The sequence below is a fragment of the Nonlabens sp. MIC269 genome (genome assembly GCF_001430865.1).
GTDB classification, from domain to species: Bacteria; Bacteroidota; Bacteroidia; order Flavobacteriales; family Flavobacteriaceae; genus Nonlabens; species Nonlabens tegetincola.
This window is the reverse complement of sequence record NZ_CP011373.1, coordinates 1,851,395-1,870,199: the sequence shown is the minus strand read 5'-3', so window position 1 is coordinate 1,870,199 and position 18,805 is coordinate 1,851,395. Positions and strand designations below refer to the sequence as shown.

General features: G+C 34.8%; 16 protein-coding genes and 1 pseudogene. 8 read left to right on the top strand and 9 right to left on the bottom strand.

Annotation, left to right across the window (positions count from 1 at the left end):
• The first annotated feature begins 61 nt into the window (after window positions 1–61).
• Window positions 62–856 carry a DUF2797 domain-containing protein gene (locus tag AAT17_RS08740; protein WP_060523661.1) on the top strand — a complete coding sequence of 265 codons (795 nt, stop codon included), beginning with the start codon at window positions 62–64 and terminating at the stop codon, window positions 854–856.
• Here AAT17_RS08740 and AAT17_RS08735 read toward each other — a convergent pair.
• From AAT17_RS08735 to hflX, 3 genes are all read right to left on the bottom strand, one after another.
• Window positions 853–6,258, bottom strand: a complete 5,406-nt coding sequence (locus tag AAT17_RS08735; protein WP_253279760.1) for an AAA domain-containing protein — start codon at window positions 6,256–6,258, stop codon at window positions 853–855. The genes AAT17_RS08740 and AAT17_RS08735 overlap by 4 nt on opposite strands.
• Window positions 6,245–7,486 carry a M48 family metalloprotease gene (locus tag AAT17_RS08730; RefSeq protein WP_060523659.1) on the bottom strand — a complete coding sequence of 414 codons (1,242 nt, stop codon included), beginning with the start codon at window positions 7,484–7,486 and terminating at the stop codon, window positions 6,245–6,247. The genes AAT17_RS08735 and AAT17_RS08730 overlap by 14 nt, the downstream gene beginning before the upstream one ends.
• A gap of 198 nt (window positions 7,487–7,684) precedes the next feature.
• Complete coding sequence (hflX, locus tag AAT17_RS08725; protein ID WP_060523658.1) at window positions 7,685–8,890, bottom strand: GTPase HflX; 1,206 nt, start codon at window positions 8,888–8,890, stop codon at window positions 7,685–7,687.
• An 86-nt stretch (window positions 8,891–8,976) separates the two neighbouring features.
• Between hflX and AAT17_RS08720 the strand changes: the two genes are divergently transcribed.
• The 3 genes from AAT17_RS08720 to AAT17_RS08710 are packed head-to-tail and all read left to right on the top strand — an operon-like array spanning window position 8,977 to window position 10,745.
• A complete protein-coding gene (locus AAT17_RS08720) occupies window positions 8,977–9,540 on the top strand; it encodes a DNA-3-methyladenine glycosylase I (protein WP_060523657.1) in 564 nt (187 codons plus the stop codon).
• Window positions 9,506–10,105, top strand: coding sequence for a hypothetical protein (locus AAT17_RS08715; RefSeq protein ID WP_060523656.1), 600 nt, complete (start codon window positions 9,506–9,508; stop codon window positions 10,103–10,105). The genes AAT17_RS08720 and AAT17_RS08715 overlap by 35 nt, the downstream gene beginning before the upstream one ends.
• Entirely contained in the window at window positions 10,086–10,745 is a 660-nt protein-coding gene (locus AAT17_RS08710; RefSeq protein WP_060523655.1) for a DUF2490 domain-containing protein, read from the top strand. The genes AAT17_RS08715 and AAT17_RS08710 overlap by 20 nt, the downstream gene beginning before the upstream one ends.
• 27 nt (window positions 10,746–10,772) lie before the next feature.
• Here the strand turns inward: AAT17_RS08710 and aat are convergent, their stop codons facing one another.
• From aat to AAT17_RS08695, 3 genes and pseudogenes are all read right to left on the bottom strand, one after another.
• Window positions 10,773–11,423, bottom strand: coding sequence for a leucyl/phenylalanyl-tRNA--protein transferase (aat, locus tag AAT17_RS08705; RefSeq protein WP_060523654.1), 651 nt, complete (start codon window positions 11,421–11,423; stop codon window positions 10,773–10,775).
• 161 nt (window positions 11,424–11,584) lie between these two features.
• Entirely contained in the window at window positions 11,585–12,199 is a 615-nt protein-coding gene (locus tag AAT17_RS08700; RefSeq protein ID WP_060523653.1) for a MarC family protein, read from the bottom strand.
• Between the two features lie 62 nt (window positions 12,200–12,261).
• A pseudogene (locus AAT17_RS08695) lies at window positions 12,262–12,495 on the bottom strand (DUF3127 domain-containing protein); the annotation flags it as partial.
• Between the two features lie 162 nt (window positions 12,496–12,657).
• Between AAT17_RS08695 and AAT17_RS08690 the strand changes: the two are divergent.
• Together AAT17_RS08690 and AAT17_RS08685 are read left to right on the top strand one after the other, a co-directional pair.
• Window positions 12,658–13,080: a hypothetical protein gene (locus AAT17_RS08690; protein WP_060523652.1), complete on the top strand. Its 423-nt coding sequence runs from the start codon at window positions 12,658–12,660 to the stop codon at window positions 13,078–13,080.
• A 23-nt stretch (window positions 13,081–13,103) separates the two neighbouring features.
• Entirely contained in the window at window positions 13,104–13,652 is a 549-nt protein-coding gene (locus AAT17_RS08685) for a hypothetical protein (RefSeq protein WP_060523651.1), read from the top strand.
• A gap of 86 nt (window positions 13,653–13,738) precedes the next feature.
• Here AAT17_RS08685 and AAT17_RS08680 read toward each other — a convergent pair whose 3' ends face one another.
• From AAT17_RS08680 to AAT17_RS08670, 3 genes are read right to left on the bottom strand one after another with little or no spacing between them, the layout of a single operon-like run.
• Window positions 13,739–14,197, bottom strand: a complete 459-nt coding sequence (locus tag AAT17_RS08680; RefSeq protein WP_060523650.1) for a GNAT family N-acetyltransferase — start codon at window positions 14,195–14,197, stop codon at window positions 13,739–13,741.
• The gene (locus AAT17_RS08675; protein WP_042277326.1) at window positions 14,198–14,572 is read right to left on the bottom strand and encodes a DUF3127 domain-containing protein; all 375 of its coding nucleotides are present in this window, start codon (window positions 14,570–14,572) and stop codon (window positions 14,198–14,200) included.
• A gap of 1 nt (window position 14,573) precedes the next feature.
• Complete coding sequence (locus AAT17_RS08670) at window positions 14,574–15,428, bottom strand: flavin reductase family protein (RefSeq protein ID WP_060523649.1); 855 nt, start codon at window positions 15,426–15,428, stop codon at window positions 14,574–14,576.
• A gap of 181 nt (window positions 15,429–15,609) precedes the next feature.
• Here AAT17_RS08670 and AAT17_RS08665 point away from each other — a divergent pair, with 181 nt between their 5' ends.
• Window positions 15,610–18,009 carry a M28 family peptidase gene (locus AAT17_RS08665; protein ID WP_060523648.1) on the top strand — a complete coding sequence of 800 codons (2,400 nt, stop codon included), beginning with the start codon at window positions 15,610–15,612 and terminating at the stop codon, window positions 18,007–18,009.
• Entirely contained in the window at window positions 17,999–18,778 is a 780-nt protein-coding gene (locus tag AAT17_RS08660; protein WP_060523647.1) for an NAD(P)H-binding protein, read from the top strand. The genes AAT17_RS08665 and AAT17_RS08660 overlap by 11 nt, the downstream gene beginning before the upstream one ends.
• The last annotated feature ends 27 nt before the right edge of the window (window positions 18,779–18,805 follow it).

Sequence of the window (18,805 nt, the reverse complement as noted above, 5' to 3'; positions counted from 1 at the left end):
AGTGGCTTAGAGTATTTTTGTGATGGTAAAGATATAACCTCTACAGTATAAAATTCATAAAATGAAGGTAACAGGTACAGTACGTAAAATGCAAACTGAAATTCAAGAACAAGTTCAATATTATTTGGTTTTTCCAGATCAATTTGTTCATATGAACCAGTTACTTGATAAATCTATTACCATAAAACATGTGGCAAACGAGTGTTTGAATTGTGGACTAGATAAAAAAATATGGCGACAAGGATTTTGTTATGATTGCTTTACTGCTATACCACAAGCTGGTGACTGGATTATGAAACCAGAATTAAGCAAGGCTCATCTAGATGAAGAAGATCGCGATTTAGAGTATGAAAAAAAGGTACAATTACAACCTCATATCGTTTATTTGGCCAATAGTAGCAACATTAAAGTAGGTGTTACTCGTAAATCACAAATTCCAACTAGATGGATTGATCAAGGTGCCCACGAGGCCATTGCTATACTTGAAACTCCTAATCGATATCTTGCTGGAATAAGTGAAGTTGCGCTTAAGGAACATGTTTCTGACAAAACCAATTGGCGTAAAATGCTAACTAATGACGTAGAGGATGTTGATTTATTACGCTTCCGCGAAAGCTTACTACAGCACCTGCCTCAAGAGACCTTACCCTACACGCTAGATAATGCTAAAGAATGGGAAATTGAATTCCCAGTATTAGAATATCCAAAAAAGGTAAAAAGCGTGAATTTAACCAAAACACCAGAACACAACGGCGTGCTTAAAGGTATCAAAGGACAATACTTGATTTTTAATGATGGTCACGTTATGAACCTGCGCAGTCATGAAGGGTTTGTCATTGATATTGAGGTGCATTAAGACCTGCGATAGCCTTTACGTAACTTTACTCCGGTTAATCGCATTTCTTCTTTAAGTGCATCGGCACGAGTAGACAGAGATTTCACATTAGTTTGAGGTTGATTCCCTATTCTACCATAACGTGTGTGTACTTCATTACCTATTACTTTTATTTCCCAGAATTTATTGCTATTCCCTTGTACATACTCATATCTTTTAAAGTCATCACTAGTTTGTGATGATTGTGACTCTATAGTACTATCAGAAACTTGTTGCACATCTTCACTAACTACCTCTTGCATTTCTCGTTCATGATTTGTTGCTGTTACAGGAGATAATTTTTCTTCATTTTCTATTGTTTGTCTTATTTTTTCTAATACTCGATTGGGTTGTTCCACCCAATCCTTAACATATACGCGTAGTATTTTCCAACCAAAAGTTTCCAACACGCTTGTTTTTTGACAATACTGCTCTAGTACATTATCACCGTGATAATGACTTTTATAATCCAATAGGATACCCATTTTAAATTGAGTGTCATTAGGTGAAATTATCGCAATATCTACCTTAAAATGTGACTGCCCTATATCGTTATAAACCTCATATCCTTTTGCTTTTAGAACCTCTTTTAACTTGGATTTAAGCGGTATTTCCTTGCCTTTTAAATCTAGGTTTTGAGAAACATGTAAACTATCTAATATGGAAGAAGCATTCTCTATATTACCATCAGAAATTTGTTTAGCGTATTGTAGAAAGCGTTTAAAATACCTAGCTCCTTCGTTGTAATCGTTTTTAATGTGCTCTCCTAAAATGCTAGAGACGATCATCATGTTTCTCTTTGCTCTAGAGAATATGACATTGAGTCTTTTTTCTCCGCCACGTCTATTTATAGGGCCGAAATTCATCAACATTTTACCTTGTGTATTAAAACCATAACACACGCTCATGATGATAATATCTCTTTCATCTCCTTGGACATTTTCAAGATTTTTTACAAATAACCCTGTAAACTGATCCTCTTCGGTACGATTATATTCTTCCTCTAAAAGTTTACCGAAACGGGTATCCAACAGTGCTAACTCTTCTAGAGCAGACTCGATAACAGATTGTTGTTCCATAGAAAAAGCCACTACACCTATACTTTTATTAACTTGTTGAGTAAGTAGTTTTCTTACTAGGTGAGCTATGTAAGTAGCCTCGTCTTTATTTGATCTTTTATGATAAACTGCGTTTTCAAGGTAGTGGTAACTTATACTACGTTGAAGCACATCATCAATATCTATTTCTTGATCAGTATTTAAGACATGTGTGAGTTCACCTGCTCCATGAATCGATAGTTGATTATCTGGAATGGTAAGTAGTTCTCTTTTGTAAAAAGCAGCATTTGAATAGCTTATTAAACTTTCTCTACGGCTGCGATAATGCCATCCCAGCATTACTGATGGTAATTTTCTTGCTCCTTGATTCAATAGACTGTCGGCATCTAGGTTGATACCTATCCGTTGCTCTTGTTCTTCTTCATCCTCATCTACATCAACACTTGTTGTACTGAAAAAATTGGTAGGAGGCATTTGCATTTCATCACCTACAATAATCGTTTGGTGTGTTCTAAATAGAGAAGGAACGCCTTCTTCTACTGTTATTTGAGAAGCTTCATCGTATATAACAACATCAAAAATGGAAGTATCAATAGGCATTGAATCACTTACACTCAATGGACTCATCAACCAGACTGGCTTTAAACTTGTCATAATTTCTTGTGCCTCGCCAGTTGCCAACTCTCTGATAGACTTATACCTCATCTTTTTATTGAACTCATTTTCTAATATTTTGCGAGATGATTTGTATATCTTTTTGAGTTCCTTTTCTTCATTTGTTAATTGAGCGGCTGTGCTTTCAGTAATTCTAATTTTATTGAGAAATTGATCTCTTATTCTAGAACGTATAAAGGCTACATTGGCATTATAGTATTTATCTAATAAGTTCTGAATTTCCCTGATAGAGAATTGCAGGCTATCCTCATTCATTTGGGCAAATGCAGGATTATTATCACTATTATCCAGAATTGTTTTGTAAGCACAGTGAAAATTTATCTCATCTTCTCTCCAATTGCGATCTCTCAAAAGCGATTGCAATTTAAAATCGGCATTATTAAGTTTTTCTATGTGAGGCTTAAATAAGGATAAACTATTAGTCATCGTCAAAGCACCACTAATTCTATCTTCTAAAGTTGCTATTGAATAATTACCGAAACTCTTAGCGATTTTAGACAACGAATTTCTAAGACTATTAAACAAAGGTAAAACACTAATAAGTCCAGATAAATAATCTCTATTATCGATTTCTATCCACTTGGTTACAATCGGACTACCTGTATTGTGTAATTGCTTTAACCATTGAATACCATCGTCATAATTGGTAAAACCATAGCGATTTTCTAATTTTCTTTTTTCATTTTCAAAACTATTAAGAAGGTCATATTCGTCTACCAATCTGCTTAGTACTGAATCGATTTCTGGTTTTACTTTATGTTTTTGAAAGTCATAAGCTTCTTTAATTTGCTTTTTTAATCGATACCATTTGGGGTTCAAAAATTTTAGAATGTTAGCATTAGCTCGGTCCCATTGATTTTTTATCTCATAGGCGTCAATTGCATTCCACTTTACTTTCCAAAAACGATTTTCATCTTGCTTATCTTGCCACTTCTTACGTGATTTTTCAAGCTTTTTATTATCGTTCAGTAAAGCTGTAGCTTGTGGATTATCAGGAGTTAAAATAGCAAGGTTTCCTTTTGCAATAATCCCTTTTGATTTTTCCATCAGATTGACTTCCTTAATCCAATCATCCCATACCATAGTGGTATCTCCATCATTTTCATCAATCCATTCATTAATCTGCTCCAATATGGTAAGAGCACTGCTTAACTCTTTGTGAATTGTAGTCTTATAGTCAGATGTTGATAATAGTTCTGGACTTATACCGTTTAACGGAAAGTTTTTGATGCTATCACCATAATGGTTGATCCTTATTTGATTTAAGAACTCCTTGATCCAATTTTCATTTGATTTCCACTCATCGAAATCAGGGATTACAAAATATTCCGCCTTGGCAAGTCTCTCAAACTTGTCAATATCACTAATTACCTCTTGATAAACTTGAAAGATAGGAGTCTCACCAGATCGCATTATGTTATGAAAGCTCTCTAGTCGGTTAATGTGCGTTTGTATTTTATCGATTATCTCATTTCTTTCCTTAACTATAGCATTAGACTTCATCTTATCTTTTAAAAAGGACTCATAGGTCCCTTTTAAATTCATGATAAAAGATTTCTTGTCGGTCTGTGAATCATGAATTAAACAACATAATTCGTCCAGTTGTTTGTTTTTTAAACGATGGTAAACCACATCAAGTGCAGCACGTTTTTCACAAACAAAAAGCACCTTTTGATCTCTGGCGACATAATCTGCTATCAAATTGGTTATCGTTTGAGATTTACCGGTACCTGGTGGACCTTGAATAATATAATTGCGACCACTGCGTGCTTTATAAACGGCTTTTGTTTGTGTAGGATCAGCTGCAATTATGGGGTATAAATCATTCAATTGAGTACTGATGCCTTCTTCTTCAATTAACTTTCGAGGATTCTCACTAAATAATTCTTCAAAGACTTCATCCTTAATATCAGCATTAATAATATCGTTGTAATCACGAACAATACTCATTTTACGATAATTGAAATTACCTAAAGTCATGTTGCAGGTATCCACTTCCCAAACCAGTGGATTTACAACGCCATAATTATCATTACGATAGAAGCTGCGCTCTTTTTCTGCAACAGCTAAATCACTGTAAGGATTGATATCTTCATTAATTATATATTCAAGATCATTAATCTTTTTATGAACCAAAGTTTTGAAGAGTTCAATTCCTAAAGGTTTAAAATCATCCTCTTTATACGAATAATCAAATTGTCTTAAATTTAAATTACTCGTGCGGCGATTAAGTTTACGTTTTTTGAGTTTGAAATTGCGTCGAGCCGCTTTATGAATAAGTTGAATTTGGGGTTTTTCTCTCCATTGAAGTTCTACTCCATTACCTGAATTAAGAATTTGATTACGTATGTTACCTATTAAATCTTCAAGTGAACTTTCCTTTAAATCTATAAAATCGGGAAGTTCTATATCATATAAATCTTTAAGATAGTAACTAAGAACTGGATTGATCTCCGCATCAGTAGTTGTGACCTCTAGTTGATACCGATCTTCTACTCCTTTTTTCTTTACTAATGAAACTGGAAGCAACAACAATGGAGAAGAAATACGTTCTTCCCTATTTTCTTTAAAATTATACCAGTGTAAAAAAGCAACAACTAATCGCAGTTGATCAAATCCGTATTCGTTACGGCTCTTTCTTGCTTCCAACCTTATTTTGTTGAGTATAGGATTTAAAAACCTATTGTTAGTTATATCAAGATACCTATTTAACAGAAGTGATTTTTTACCCAATAATTTACCTTCCATAACTGGTCCCCAAAAGATGATATCTTTCTCGGTAATATTTTTGTGATCTAGCAATAAAGGAATAGATGCTTCTGTAAGGTTTAAAAAACTACTTGTTGATTTGAAGTAAAGAAGTTTATTTCTACGAGATATGTCAAACAAGCGTCGTCGTAACTTATCTAAAATATATGTTCCACGTTCCTTGATGTTAATTGATTTGAATCCTATTGTCTCGGTAAGGTCTTGATAATTTTCAGGATTAAAATCTTGGTAATTTTTAAGTTTTGCTACAACCTCTTCTAAATTTGGAATACGATCTTCTCTGTAAATCGGAGTCATTTCTCTTATGACATGATGAATGGTAGGATCTAGCTCTTTTTTCAAAAAGTATAACCTTTCTCTATTTTCTACAAAGCGTAACAATTCATCCTTATCGCGGAAATCTAGACCATAGGCTAGGCTAGCCATTAACATACCCAATAAAAACACTTCTGTTAAAGGATCGTATGTTCCCATCTCATAATCCCATGCTTTATAATGCATAACATAGGCAGGATTTTTTACCGGACTAGCATTATCCAAATGCAAGTAATCACTTTGATTTTCAAACGAAGTGACGTTATTTGATCTATTTTGATAAATAGTATCCGACACCTTGACTGCTCCATCTTCTTTTGGTTTTTGAGGTAGACCAGTCGAGATTACTGCACTACTAGTTTCTTGTTCAATGATTAAAATTCTACCATTATAAAGAACTTGATCTATGCTAGTGATCTTTAAAACTTTATCTTGATTATGAGCATATAGTGCTTTTTCAAGCAATGGTAAAACCTGAGCAATAAAATCCACCGTAGTATTTCCATTTGAAGCTTTTATCTCATCTAATAAGCTGAAAAAACTTTTCCTGTAATCATTCATGGTCATAAATACTTCTTTGTTCTTGAGACAACTTATTCAAGTCTTTCATTGCTTCATCCTTGAGAGATTTAAACTCTCTAATAGTTAGTTGATATTCCTTTCTAACAATACGTTCATACTCCTCTTTTATTCCTAATAAATTCGCAATTTCAAGTGTGTGAGCAAGAGGTAACAACTCAAGATCTGCATCTAGTTTACTAAAATCTAGCAGTACATAGCATAGGTAATTATGTGTGCCAATTGCTGCGTCATTAATAAACTTTTTGATACTATTTACTTCTTGCTTTTCATTACTTACATAAAACTTAGAAAAGAAACTTGAAGCGTGTGTCATATTTCTAGAAGTACGCATCCATTCTGGTAACAGAATAAATTCTAAAAATTGATACGTGAATGAACTTAGTTCCTTTTGTTGAAAAAGGTCTAAATTATTCACATCTATCTTACCTATGATAAGCGGTTTAATGACCTCTTCAAGATTATGAGCGCTTCTCGATAGTTGATCTAGCGCAAAGGTTCTTATGTAAGTTTCTGGATGTGTAGTGTTTAATGAGCTGTTTTCTTCTCCTTGTAAAATCTCTTTGGCTTGATCTAGATAGCTTTGAGCATTCACTCGCTTTAGCCCTGTTGAAACCTTGACCAAACATTGTATGACAGAATAGTGTTCCCTGCAAACTTGAAAAGAACAAGCATCACAAAAAAGTTCCAAAAACAATTGAAATTTACGAGCAGTTTCTACAAAAACAGGATCACTTTGTGAATCATTGGCAAGGGCCAGAATAATACGTTGGGTAATTTCAAACTCACCATTTTCTATTTTAAAAAATAAAAAATGTCCTAATTCATGAGCTATCAATGCGGTTAATTGCCGCTCATCCAACAATTCTAAAAGATTCCCTGAAAAAACTATATGAGCCTCATCTTCAATAATTGAAATAGCACAATTATCTTGAATGCTATTTTGCTCTTGATAAAAGGTGACTTGAGCGGTCAGGTTCAAATTTTCACATACTTGATCGCTTACCTTAAACAAGTCAAAATGTGAATCCCTATCTAGCCTGTATGTATTCTTTAATAAAGATGATTTTAACGCATCTATTTGATGTGACTTTACCTTTTCATCTTTAAACCACTGCCAGGTTTTGGACCTCGATTTAAAATAATCTCTGATTTTTTTATGATAGTTGAATGTGGGTAGGGAACGCTGTAAAGACGTTTCAGTTGATTGGTTCATGTGCAACTATTAAGCTATGGCTTAAAAATATGAAATTAAGTAGGTTTATTACTTAACTACATGTATATAAATACGATCAGTCATGTATTTAGGTAGAGGATATAGATAGTTGTGGATTCGCTTTCGCGAAAGCGAACCCTAAATCAATCAAGAGTAATCAAAAATAGTTTTACTGTTTAACAGAAAAAAAATAGGAATCTACTCTTCTTCACTATAATCAGGATACAGGAATGCATTGTAAGGAAAGCGCGACACATGAATTTCTCTTACTCTATCGTATACCTTTTTACGAAACTGTTCCATGTTTTCTTTTTCAATCGCACTTATAAAAATCACATCATCACCTGCACGGTTCATCCAGGTGCGTTTCCAGTCTTCTAGTGTGTTGTGTGCCGTGGTGCGTTCGTCAAATTCATCAACATATTCTTCCGGCTGGTATTGATCGATTTTATTAAAAACCATAATAGTAGGTTTATCAATCGCCTCAATATCTTGTAAAATTGCATTTACACTATCAATATGATCTTCAAAGCTCTCGTGCGAAATATCTACTACATGTAACAATAGGTCCGATTCTCTAACCTCATCTAGGGTAGATTTAAAGGATTCTACTAACTGGGTAGGTAGTTTTCTAATAAAACCTACCGTATCAGTTAATAGAAAAGGTAGGTTTTTAACAACTACCTTTCTTACCGTTGTATCTAGCGTTGCGAATAATTTATTTTCTGCAAAAACATCACTTTTAGAAACCACATTCATAAGTGTGCTTTTACCCACGTTAGTGTAACCTACAAGAGCAACGCGCACCAATTTACCACGATTTCCTCGTTGGGTTTTCATTTGCCTATCAATGGTAGTGAGTTTCTTTTTGAGTAATGAAATACGATCGCGCACTATACGACGGTCTGTCTCAATCTCGGTCTCACCAGGACCACGCATACCTATACCACCACGCTGGCGCTCCAGGTGAGTCCACAATCCGACTAATCTAGGTAACAAGTACTCGTACTGGGCTAGTTCAACTTGAGTACGAGCATAACTGGTTTGTGCTCGTTGTGCAAAAATGTCTAGAATCAAATAGGTACGATCTATGATCTTTGCCTTGAGGATTTTCTCAATATTACGTTGTTGAGTAGGCGTTAACTCATCATCAAAAATCACTGTCCCAATATCGTTTGCTTCAACAAACTGTGCCACTTCTTCCATTTTTCCAGTTCCTATAAAGGTTTTTGGATTAGGATGTTGCATTTTTTGAGTAAAACGACCTTTTACACTAGCACCAGCAGTGTAAGCGAGAAACTCTAATTCATCAAGATACTCAGTTAACTTTTCTTCTGACTGTTGTTGAGTTACAATTCCTATTAAAACGGCGTTTTCGTATTCGTGACTTTCTTGTTCTAGCATATAGATTATTTCATACAAAGATATATTTATTATTGAGCCGGTAATAAGGTTTATCTTTAGCTTAAGTTTTTATTATAATTTTTTTCATGAACAAAAACAAATGCGGCTGGTGTATAGGCGATGAGCTTTATGAGCAATATCACGATACAGAATGGGGCGTACCTGTTTATGACGATAAAACCCTATTTGAGTTCTTAATCCTGGAATGTATGCAAGCTGGTCTAAGCTGGATTACTATTTTAAGAAAGCGAGAAAACTATAAACAAGCTCTAGATCAATTTGATTATCACAAAATTGCTCAATATGATAATCAAAAAAAGCAAGAACTACTTCAAAATCCTGGAATCATAAGAAATAAATTAAAAGTAAATGCTATTGTGACCAACGCTCAAGCATTTATAAATACACAACAAGAGTTTGGAAGTTTTTCCCATTATATATGGTCATTTGTTGATAATCAACCTGTTAAAAATGCAGTTTCTGATTATAAAGAAGCTCCTGCTAACACCAAGTTATCAGATCAAATATCAAAAGATCTTAAAAAACGAGGTTTTAAATTTGTAGGCAGCACCATCGTATATGCCTATTTGCAAGCCTGTGGAATAGTTAACGATCATGAAACCACCTGTTTTAGATATGACCAGATTTAAGTACATCATCTACTTACTATTTTTTCTAGTTACCACAGTGGTAATTGCTCAATCTAACACTCTTAAAATAGAGCATGAAGAACGAATAAAAAGTAGTGAGTTCCCTTTTCTATCCAAACAAATATTGGATAGCCTGATTCCGCATAGGGTGAAAATGAAATATTATCAAGAAACCGACGGTGATTCTAACAGCTACGAAGCAAAATTTAAATATAAGGGTAAGAAATACAGCATAGAATTTTTTGAGAACGGTGCTTTAAAAGAAACAGAAATTGAAATAAAGAAAAACAAACTGTCAAAAATAGTTATTGATTCGATCAATAAAAGACTTGATACCGTTGCTCGTAAGTTTAAAATAGAGAAGATACAAGAGCATTACGGCCCTAGCTCAATTCTTAGTTTAAAACAAAAATTACAGCAATCAAATCCTGATGGATATGAAATAATTGTTGCTTTTAAGGATAAGCGTAAGATTTATCGCAGGGAATATTTATTTGATAGAAGAGGTATGATCCTAGAGGTTAAAGATGTTAAACGATTAGAGTATGACTTCTTATTATTTTAGAATCTTAATCGTCCTTTTATTATCACAAACTGCCGTAAGTCAAATTGTCGATAATACTTTATTTCAAAATGCCCTTAATATTTCTTACGACAATAATTACCGATGGTCATTTGTAAGCGCACTAGAACAACGCAGCCTAACAGGTGACAACGCAGGTCTACTACATATCCAAGCCAGTCATTACACCAATTATGAAGTAGGATTTTATGGTCAAATAGGTATAGGGATCATGTATCGTGATCTTAGAAACTCAAATACCAGTGAGCTCAGGATTACCGAACAATACGCTTATTCAAGAAAATATAACCAACTTAAAATGGCACATCGTATACGGTGGGATCAACGATACCGTGGTGATAGAATAACGCACAGATGGAGATATAGGTATTCCATTGCATTGCCTCTCAATGGAATACAAACAGATAAAAATGAATGGTACCTGGTTGCATCAATCGAAACTTTATTTATTGCAGAAAATCTGACGAAACCCTTCTGGGACCAACGCCTCATTTTTAATCTAGGATATCAAATTAGCCGTAACTTCAAATTACAATTAAGTACCGAATACCGATGGGAATCATTTACTCAAAATACAGAACGATTACTGTTTATAAATCTAGGCGGATACTGGAGTTTGTAGCGATTAAATTCTTGTGGTGTATAATAATTAAATATTAAGCAACTCAATAAAGCTTTCCCTAGGAATCTCAACTGCTCCTAAGCTTGCTAGATGATCGTTGTAAATTTGAGCATCAATAATTTTATATTCCTTTAATTGCAACTTTTCTACCAAATGCCACAAAGCAATTTTACTGGCATCTGGCTGCAAAGCAAACATGCTCTCACCGCAAAACACCTTTTTTTCTGGTAAATCGATACCGTATAATCCACCTACAAGTTCACCGTTTTTAAAAACTTCAACACTTACCGCATGGCCTAGTTGATGCATTCTTGAATACGCCTCGATCATTTCATCCATAATCCAAGTACCTTCTTGATCAGATCGAGAGACTTGTGCGCATGCTTTCATAACCTGTTCAAAACAAGTGTTTTCTTTAATAAAATAACCTTTATTCTTCCTACTTTGTTTAAGTGATTTTGTAATCCTCATAGGCCTTTCCGATTGCAAATCAAATATCATTCTGGGATCTGGGCTCCACCAGCAAATAGGCTCACCATCGTTGTACCAAGGAAAAATTCCATTGTTGTAAGCAAGTAATAATCGGTCTACTTTTAAATCACCACCTACCGCAAGCAAACCATGGTCAGGTGCTTGATTAACAGGAGGAAAATAAAGCTCGTTCTGTAAGATATACACGTTAAACTTCTAGGTTTGTTTGGAAATACTGTTAATTTTGTTAATCTTTGATACGGTCTTCAAAACTAATTTATTTTCATCATTGCTTTTTTTGAGTTTCTTTTTGAAGACCAAACTATTTAAAAAGAGAATCCCGACAAAGCCAGTCGGGATTTTTGTTTTTATGATCCAATGACGAAATAGCTGTTAATTCCAGAGAGTATATTTTGCACTGCATAAGATGCTAGTATAAGCCCCATCACTTTACTTATTACAGTTATTCCATAACTACCTATATATTGCTGTAATTTATTTGCTGCTAGAAGTATAAGACAAGTAAGTGCTATTACCACGAGCACTATAGCAGTGGTCATGGTTTGTTGTTCTATAGAAAATAATTGATTGTCAGTCATAAGTACCACTGCCATTATAGCTCCTGGTGATGCAATGGACGGTATCGCTATAGGAAATATAATGACGTGTTTATAATCGGTAATTCCTTTTTTCTCTCCTTCTGGTTTACCATCTCCAAATATCATTGTGAGCGCAAAAAGAAATAAAATTACTCCGCCAGAAATTTGAAAGGCATCCAAAGACACAGACATTGATTCCAAAATAATCTGACCGATTACAATAAAAAATAATAGAATAAGAAAAGCCACACCGGCAGCCTTTATAGCAATTAGTTTTTTATGTTTCTTATCAAATTGTTTAGTAGCTTCAAGATAAACAGGAATTGAGCCTATAGGATCTATTACCGCAAATACAAAAAACAATGTGCTCAAAAATTCGATCATAAAAATAAAAAAGCTTTCCCATAAAAATACAGGAAAGCCTAGTCTTTAAAAGTAAGTATTTGTTAAAATGGAAGATCGTCGTGATCTTCGGCATTTGTATTTGATACCGGCTCGTATTCATCAAATGGTGGAACCTCAGGAGCACCTTGTGGTGCTTGAGCTCCTACTTTTTCTATACGCCAACCAGAGATAGAATTAAAATATTTAATCTCGCCCTGTGGAGTTTGCCATTCTCTACCTCTTAAGTTTATACCTACTTTCACTACATCTCCTACTTGGTAACTATCCAATAAATTTGTTTAGTTTTAGAAAAAACAATAATGTATAAAATTTCACCATGAGAGAAGTTCAGGAAGCTTCAAAAAATGCAACAGATTTAGACGATTACAGATCAAATTTAAATGCGCTAAACAAGGATAACCCCACTGATGTTTTACTATTTTTTAATAATTGGTAAAATGATTAGAATAATATTTTTCATTATTGTATTATTTCTTTTTTCTTGTGATCCAGGTGATGAAGACCGACAAAGTTGTTACTCCTTTATAAATGGAACCGATAGAGATGTAGTCTTAGAGTTCTATAGTTATAATTCTGGTCAAAACATCTCAACAATTGGAACATATAGTTTGAACGGTATGGGTTTGTTAAACAATTTTTGCAAATCTAGCAGAAGAGCATTGGGACCCGTCTCGGTAATAAGAATGGACTCGATAATTGTGAAATTTGACAATACTAAAAAAATAACTTATTTAAAAGTTAATGAGCTAGGATTTGCAGACTTCCTTTACCACGTTAATGATTATACTAAAGAAGGAGAAACCTTTAACTACTCTTATACTTTTACAGAAGAAGATTATAACAACGCAATACCATTTTGATATTAATTTATAAAACACAAACAATGCAATATCGTTTAAAATATATCGCTTTTGCCTGTTTCCTCATTGCTTTAAGCAGCTGTAATCCAGATGATAATAATTCTTCTAATGAAGAGCAACCTGTAGCAGTAAATGAATTTACTCTAGGAGATGATAATTACAGCCTAGAACAAGGATATAGATCGCAAAGCTCAGAGGATAGTCCAAATCTTTTTCTTACAAACGTCGTCCTTTCTGGGCCAGGATTAACGCTCAACAGTTCAAATATACTTTCAGGAAACGGCGATATAGTAGGATTAGAATTCTACACGACTGTAAATGATGGTTTACAGCCAGGAACGTATAATCTAGACAGTCTTAATGAACAAGCTCAAACGGTATATGCCTTTATAGGCGTTGATTATAACGCACAATTGGGTGAGGCCATTATTGAAGACGAGATTTTTTCTGGAACGATTACCGTAGAACTATTAGAAAATGGAGACTATAAGATTACTGGTAGCGGTACTGCAGACGATGCAAATGAAGGGTTCACTATATCTTATACAGGTGAATTAAGATTGATCATTTAGCCATCTTAAAGAGCAACCGAACTTATAAATCAAAAGCCGATTTCTTAAACAGAAATCGGCTTTTGAGTTTTAGATTTTACCATTTTCTACGATTTAAACTCCTTCCCGAAACACACGCTATTCTCCATATCCTTGTAAGGTCCATAACAAGGGATTTTGTTATAACCGCATTTCTGGTAGAAGGAAAGAGCTTCAGTTTGTCGTTGACCTGTTTCTAGCTGCACTTTTTTAAAACCTAAATCGCTTGCCCAATTTTCTAATTCATTAAGTACTATTCCAGCTATACCTTGATTTCGAGCTGCAGTGGCTGTAAACATACGTTTAATCTCTACGGTTTGGGAATCGTATTGTTTAAAGGCACCACATGCAACTGCGGTTTGATCATTTATCACTAGAACCACATGATTCAAATGTTCAATGCAATTAAATTGATTATAAAAAGAATGCTCATCTCCATCTTTAACAGCGAGATAAGCATCTAATTGTTGAACTAAACACATAAACTCTGGATGTTTAGAGTCCGTGCGTACTAGTTGTATGTTCATTTAGAAAGGTAAATCGTCGTGATCTTCGGCATTTGTATTTGATACCGGCTCGTATTCATCAAATGGTGGAACCTCAGGAGCACCTTGTGGTGCTTGAGCTCCTACTTTTTCTATACGCCAACCAGAGATAGAATTAAAATATTTAATCTCGCCCTGTGGAGTTTGCCATTCTCTACCTCTTAAGTTTATACCTACTTTCACTGCATCTCCTACTTGGTAACTATCCAATAAATTTGTTTTGTCTTGAACAAATTCAATAAGCAAATGTTGTGGGTATTGCTCTTCAGTTGTTACTACTAATTCACGTTTTTGAAATCCGTTATTTCCATAGGTTTTTGTTTCACCTATCAACTTTACTTTTCCTTGTACTTCCATGTTAAAATAATAAAATGTTCCAGGCATTCATCAACTGTCCAGCTGCTATATATTCTTTTGCCCTATTATGTTTTTCTTCTATCGATAATGCTGGTAATTGTTCTGCTTTCGCAAAAGCGATCACCTCATCACGCTCTGGCACACGTTCTACATTACCTAATTTACCTAAATCATTACCTGTAAGCACGTGACTGTTTCTTGCGTGTTCTGGTAATGCGTCAACTCCTACACCTAATGAGGTTAAAGGTTTAGGCACCTCAAACATAGCATCTTTTGAACGACAATACCAATTACCACCCATTCTTGCTACTGTATCAATTTTAAAAGGGTCGATTTTTTGATCGTCAGTTAGAACTTCGTCCTTAATGTGCACTTTTACGACCTCGCAAATAATTAAATTACCTGCACCACCTTCTTGACCTAGTTCAACTATTTCCTTTACCTTACATTCAAAAGCTGCTGGGCTTTCTTCAACTCTAGGTGGTTGTACCAGATCACTTTTTACCGCTGTTAATCCAGATTTTACAAACTCATCAACACCAGCATCATATTCGGTGCTGCTCAATGACATTTGCTGTACAATATCGTAATTGACAATATTAATTACCACTTCTTGGGTAGCTTGTGCATTAAGCAAGGTATGTTTAACTGTGTTATTGCGCACTCTCCTAGCCGATGAGAATATCATAATCGGTGGATTTGCACTAAAGACATTGAAAAAAGAATAAGGTGATAGATTCACATTACCATCAACATCAACTGTACTAGCAAATGCAATAGGTCGCGGTTGAACTGCTCCTAGCATGAGTCCATGTAACTGGGCTGTAGAAATTTCTTTAGGATCTACTGTCAAAATGCTTACCTTTTAATGAATTTTCAAAGGTATTATTTTTAAACGAAACTATAGGTATTATGATGTTACAGTCTGCTTTATCTAGCAACCTAATTAAGTAAGAAAAGGTTAATTTAATAAGAAACACAATAAGCAGTATTTTTTATTTAATTTCACCATCTTACTGACAAGAAACCACACAACCATGAGACCTAAATCACACTTCTCATCTGCAATATCGTTTGTAATTATTCTTTTACTTGTTTTTTACGCATTCTATTCTCAAACACCATCTAGTGAGGTTAAAGAAAACGTTCCAGCCACTGAGTGGTCAACAGCAAGAGCACTTGAACACATACAAGCACTTTCAGTCGAGCCGCATTATCTAGGAAGCAAGGCACACGATAAGGCAAGGGATTACATCATTACACAACTAAAATCTTATGGGCTTAATGTTACAACACAATCTGCTTATGATATTAGCTGGAACGGAAATATGTCTAAACCTGAGAATATTCTAGCACGTATTAAAGGTCGCACCGACTCAAAAAATGCCCTATTATTACTTTCTCATTACGACAGCGATCCTCACAGTAGTAAAGGAGCAAGTGATGCTGCAAGCGGTGTAGCTACTATACTAGAAGCAACAAGAGCTTTTCTTGCCAAAAATGAGCAACCTGAAAACGATATTATCATTTGCATTACTGATGGAGAAGAGCTAGGCTTAAATGGCGCAAGCACTTTTGTCAATAAACATGAGTGGGCACAAGATGTTGGATTCGTTTTAAACTTTGAAGCGCGCGGTAGTGGCGGCCCTAGCTATATGCTAGTTGAAACAAACGGTGGTAATAGAAAAATCATCGAGGCATTTAGCAAGTCAGGAGTTGAATATCCTGTAGCTAATTCACTAGCCTATAGTATTTATAAAATGATACCTAATGATACCGACCTTACCATTTTTAGAGAAGACGGTGATATTAATGGATTAAACTTTGCTTTTATAGGTGATCATTTTGACTATCATACTGAACTAGATTCATATGAACGCCTAGATCGCAACACACTTGCTCATCAAGGCAGCTATCTCATGCCGCAGTTAGATTATTTTTCTAGCATTGATTTGACTGATAGACTTAAAAGTGAAAAAGATGATGATGTAGTTTACGTACCCTTACCATTGATAAAAATGGTGCAATTCCCATTTAGTTGGTTAAGTGGTTTAATAATAGTAGCATTTGTGTTAATGATAACACTCATTGTTTACGGAATAAAACGCAGGCGTATTCAACTTACTTATTTATTCGGTGGTTTTGTACCGTTTCTAGGAGCACTTATTATAAGTTACTTAATTACTAACTACACGTGGATAGGGATTAAAGAATCTGAGTTTTACATACATCAATTACATGGATTCCCGTATAACGGATACTGGTTGATTGCGGCAGCTGCGTTTATTGCTCTTACCATTAGCTTTTTCTTATATCACAAGTATTACCACCGTGATCGCATACCTAGTTTAAGCGTTGCTCCCATTTTTATTTTATGGCTTATCTGTTTATTAGTAGCGTTTCCTGTAGGCGATGGCGGTATTCTAGGTTCGATCTTTTTACCAGGCGCAGGATTTTTAATCATTCCTGTTTTTTGTAGTTTAATAATGCTATACATCAACATACAGCAAAAAAGACCTAGCTACATCCTTCTAGTCCTATTATCTGTTCCCTCAATTTTTATTCTTTCACCATTTATTAAAGCTTTTCCAGTAGCATTAGGAATGAGTATTTTATTTGTAGCATCTGTTCTTACTACGTTACTGTTTGGTTTGTTAGTTCCTATCACAGGACATTATAGAAAGAAAGGGTTACTAGCATTTATGTCCTTAATTATAACTATTGGTTGTGGTGTTTACGCTTTCGCGAAAGCAGAATTCTCACCATCCCAACCCCAATCCACCAGCCTAGTTTACATTCATAATCAAGATGAAAACAAAGCTCAATGGGCGACCTATGACCCAACCTTAACCGATTGGGTTAAAGAAAAACTAGGTAACAATCCTCAAAACGCTAAAGAACTTAATAAAAACAGTATTGACTCAAAGTATGGAACTGGTTTTAGTTATGTAGCACCAGCCGAATACAAGAAACTAGCCTCACTTGATATAGAGATATTAAGCGATACACTTGTAGGAGAAGACCGTAAGGTCAAATTGAAAGTGAGCAGCACAGAAACCCTGCATCGTATAGAGGCATTTACCACAGACGAGGTTCTATTTAAAAAAGCAGTGGTAAACGGCTTGCAAGTTCCTAAAACAGGTAAGAGCGAGACACCCTTTGGCTATAGATGGGGAAATCGTCTATTAAGTTATTATATAAAAGGTAATGAGCCTTTGGTTATGGTATTAACCTTTTCGGCCCAGGATAATCCAGAGCTTATTTTTTATGGAGCGAGTTTTGATTTAATGCAACGGTCCGAATTTGAAATAACTGCAAGACCTATCGAGCAAATGTCTATGCCGTTTGTTCTTAACGATGCTGTTCTTAAAAAGCGAAGTATTAAACTAGTAAACCAGCAAACAATAGTTGAAGAACAAACTGCTGATGAAAAATAACAAGAAAACAATCGGTATCTTAGGTGCAGGATGGCTAGGAAAAGAGCTAGCATTCCAGTTAAAAGCTTTAGATTTTACATGTAGAGCTACTGTGAGACAACCTGATAATGTCGCAATTTTAGAACAGACTGGGATAAAAAGCTATATAATCGACATTAAGGAAGACAAAATTTTTGGCGATTTAAAAACTTTTTTAAAAGGTCTAAACACTTTAGTAGTTGCAATTCCACCAGGATTGCGCAAAAATCCAGATAGTGATTTTGCCTATAAAGTAAGGATGATTGCTAAGTTTGCTTTGGTGTATAAAATACCAGAATTTATTTTTGTTTCTAGCACTTCAGTATTTCAAGATACTTTTCCTATTACCACATATTCGGAAAACAATATACCAAACTCACAATCCAATACAGGCAAAAAGATTATTGCTGCCGAGGAAGAATTAAGAAACTGGTATCCCAATGCAACAATACTAAGGCCATGTGGTCTAATTGGTGATGATAGACATCCTATTAATCATTTAAAAGGTAAAACAGATCTAAAAAATCCCGACATGCCAGTTAACTTGGTTAATCGCAACCACGTTATTAACTTAATCATTGGTTTAATCAATGAAACTATTAAAACAAAAGTATTACACGCAGTAAGTGAACCGCACACTAGTAGGAAAGAATACTATCAAGACGCTGCTCGACAACGCGATCTAGTACCACCAGAATTCCTTGATTCTTCAAAACAAGAGGGAAAAATAATCACTTCTATTTATTCTTAGTTGCAAGTAATATGAGCTAACTGTAGA

Excerpts from the sequence above, each read along its gene's own strand:
- AAT17_RS08740 (WP_060523661.1), top strand. The coding sequence starts at position 62 with ATGAAGGTAACAGGTACAGTACGTAAAATGCAAACTGAAATTCAAGAA.
- AAT17_RS08735 (WP_253279760.1), bottom strand. The coding sequence starts at position 6,258 with ATGACCATGAATGATTACAGGAAAAGTTTTTTCAGCTTATTAGATGAG.
- AAT17_RS08730 (WP_060523659.1), bottom strand. The coding sequence starts at position 7,486 with ATGAACCAATCAACTGAAACGTCTTTACAGCGTTCCCTACCCACATTC.
- hflX (WP_060523658.1), bottom strand. The coding sequence starts at position 8,890 with ATGCTAGAACAAGAAAGTCACGAATACGAAAACGCCGTTTTAATAGGA.
- AAT17_RS08720 (WP_060523657.1), top strand. The coding sequence starts at position 8,977 with ATGAACAAAAACAAATGCGGCTGGTGTATAGGCGATGAGCTTTATGAG.
- AAT17_RS08715 (WP_060523656.1), top strand. The coding sequence starts at position 9,506 with ATGAAACCACCTGTTTTAGATATGACCAGATTTAAGTACATCATCTAC.
- AAT17_RS08710 (WP_060523655.1), top strand. The coding sequence starts at position 10,086 with ATGACTTCTTATTATTTTAGAATCTTAATCGTCCTTTTATTATCACAA.
- AAT17_RS08700 (WP_060523653.1), bottom strand. The coding sequence starts at position 12,199 with ATGATCGAATTTTTGAGCACATTGTTTTTTGTATTTGCGGTAATAGAT.
- AAT17_RS08690 (WP_060523652.1), top strand. The coding sequence starts at position 12,658 with ATGATTAGAATAATATTTTTCATTATTGTATTATTTCTTTTTTCTTGT.
- AAT17_RS08685 (WP_060523651.1), top strand. The coding sequence starts at position 13,104 with ATGCAATATCGTTTAAAATATATCGCTTTTGCCTGTTTCCTCATTGCT.
- AAT17_RS08680 (WP_060523650.1), bottom strand. The coding sequence starts at position 14,197 with ATGAACATACAACTAGTACGCACGGACTCTAAACATCCAGAGTTTATG.
- AAT17_RS08675 (WP_042277326.1), bottom strand. The coding sequence starts at position 14,572 with ATGGAAGTACAAGGAAAAGTAAAGTTGATAGGTGAAACAAAAACCTAT.
- AAT17_RS08665 (WP_060523648.1), top strand. The coding sequence starts at position 15,610 with ATGAGACCTAAATCACACTTCTCATCTGCAATATCGTTTGTAATTATT.
- AAT17_RS08660 (WP_060523647.1), top strand. The coding sequence starts at position 17,999 with ATGAAAAATAACAAGAAAACAATCGGTATCTTAGGTGCAGGATGGCTA.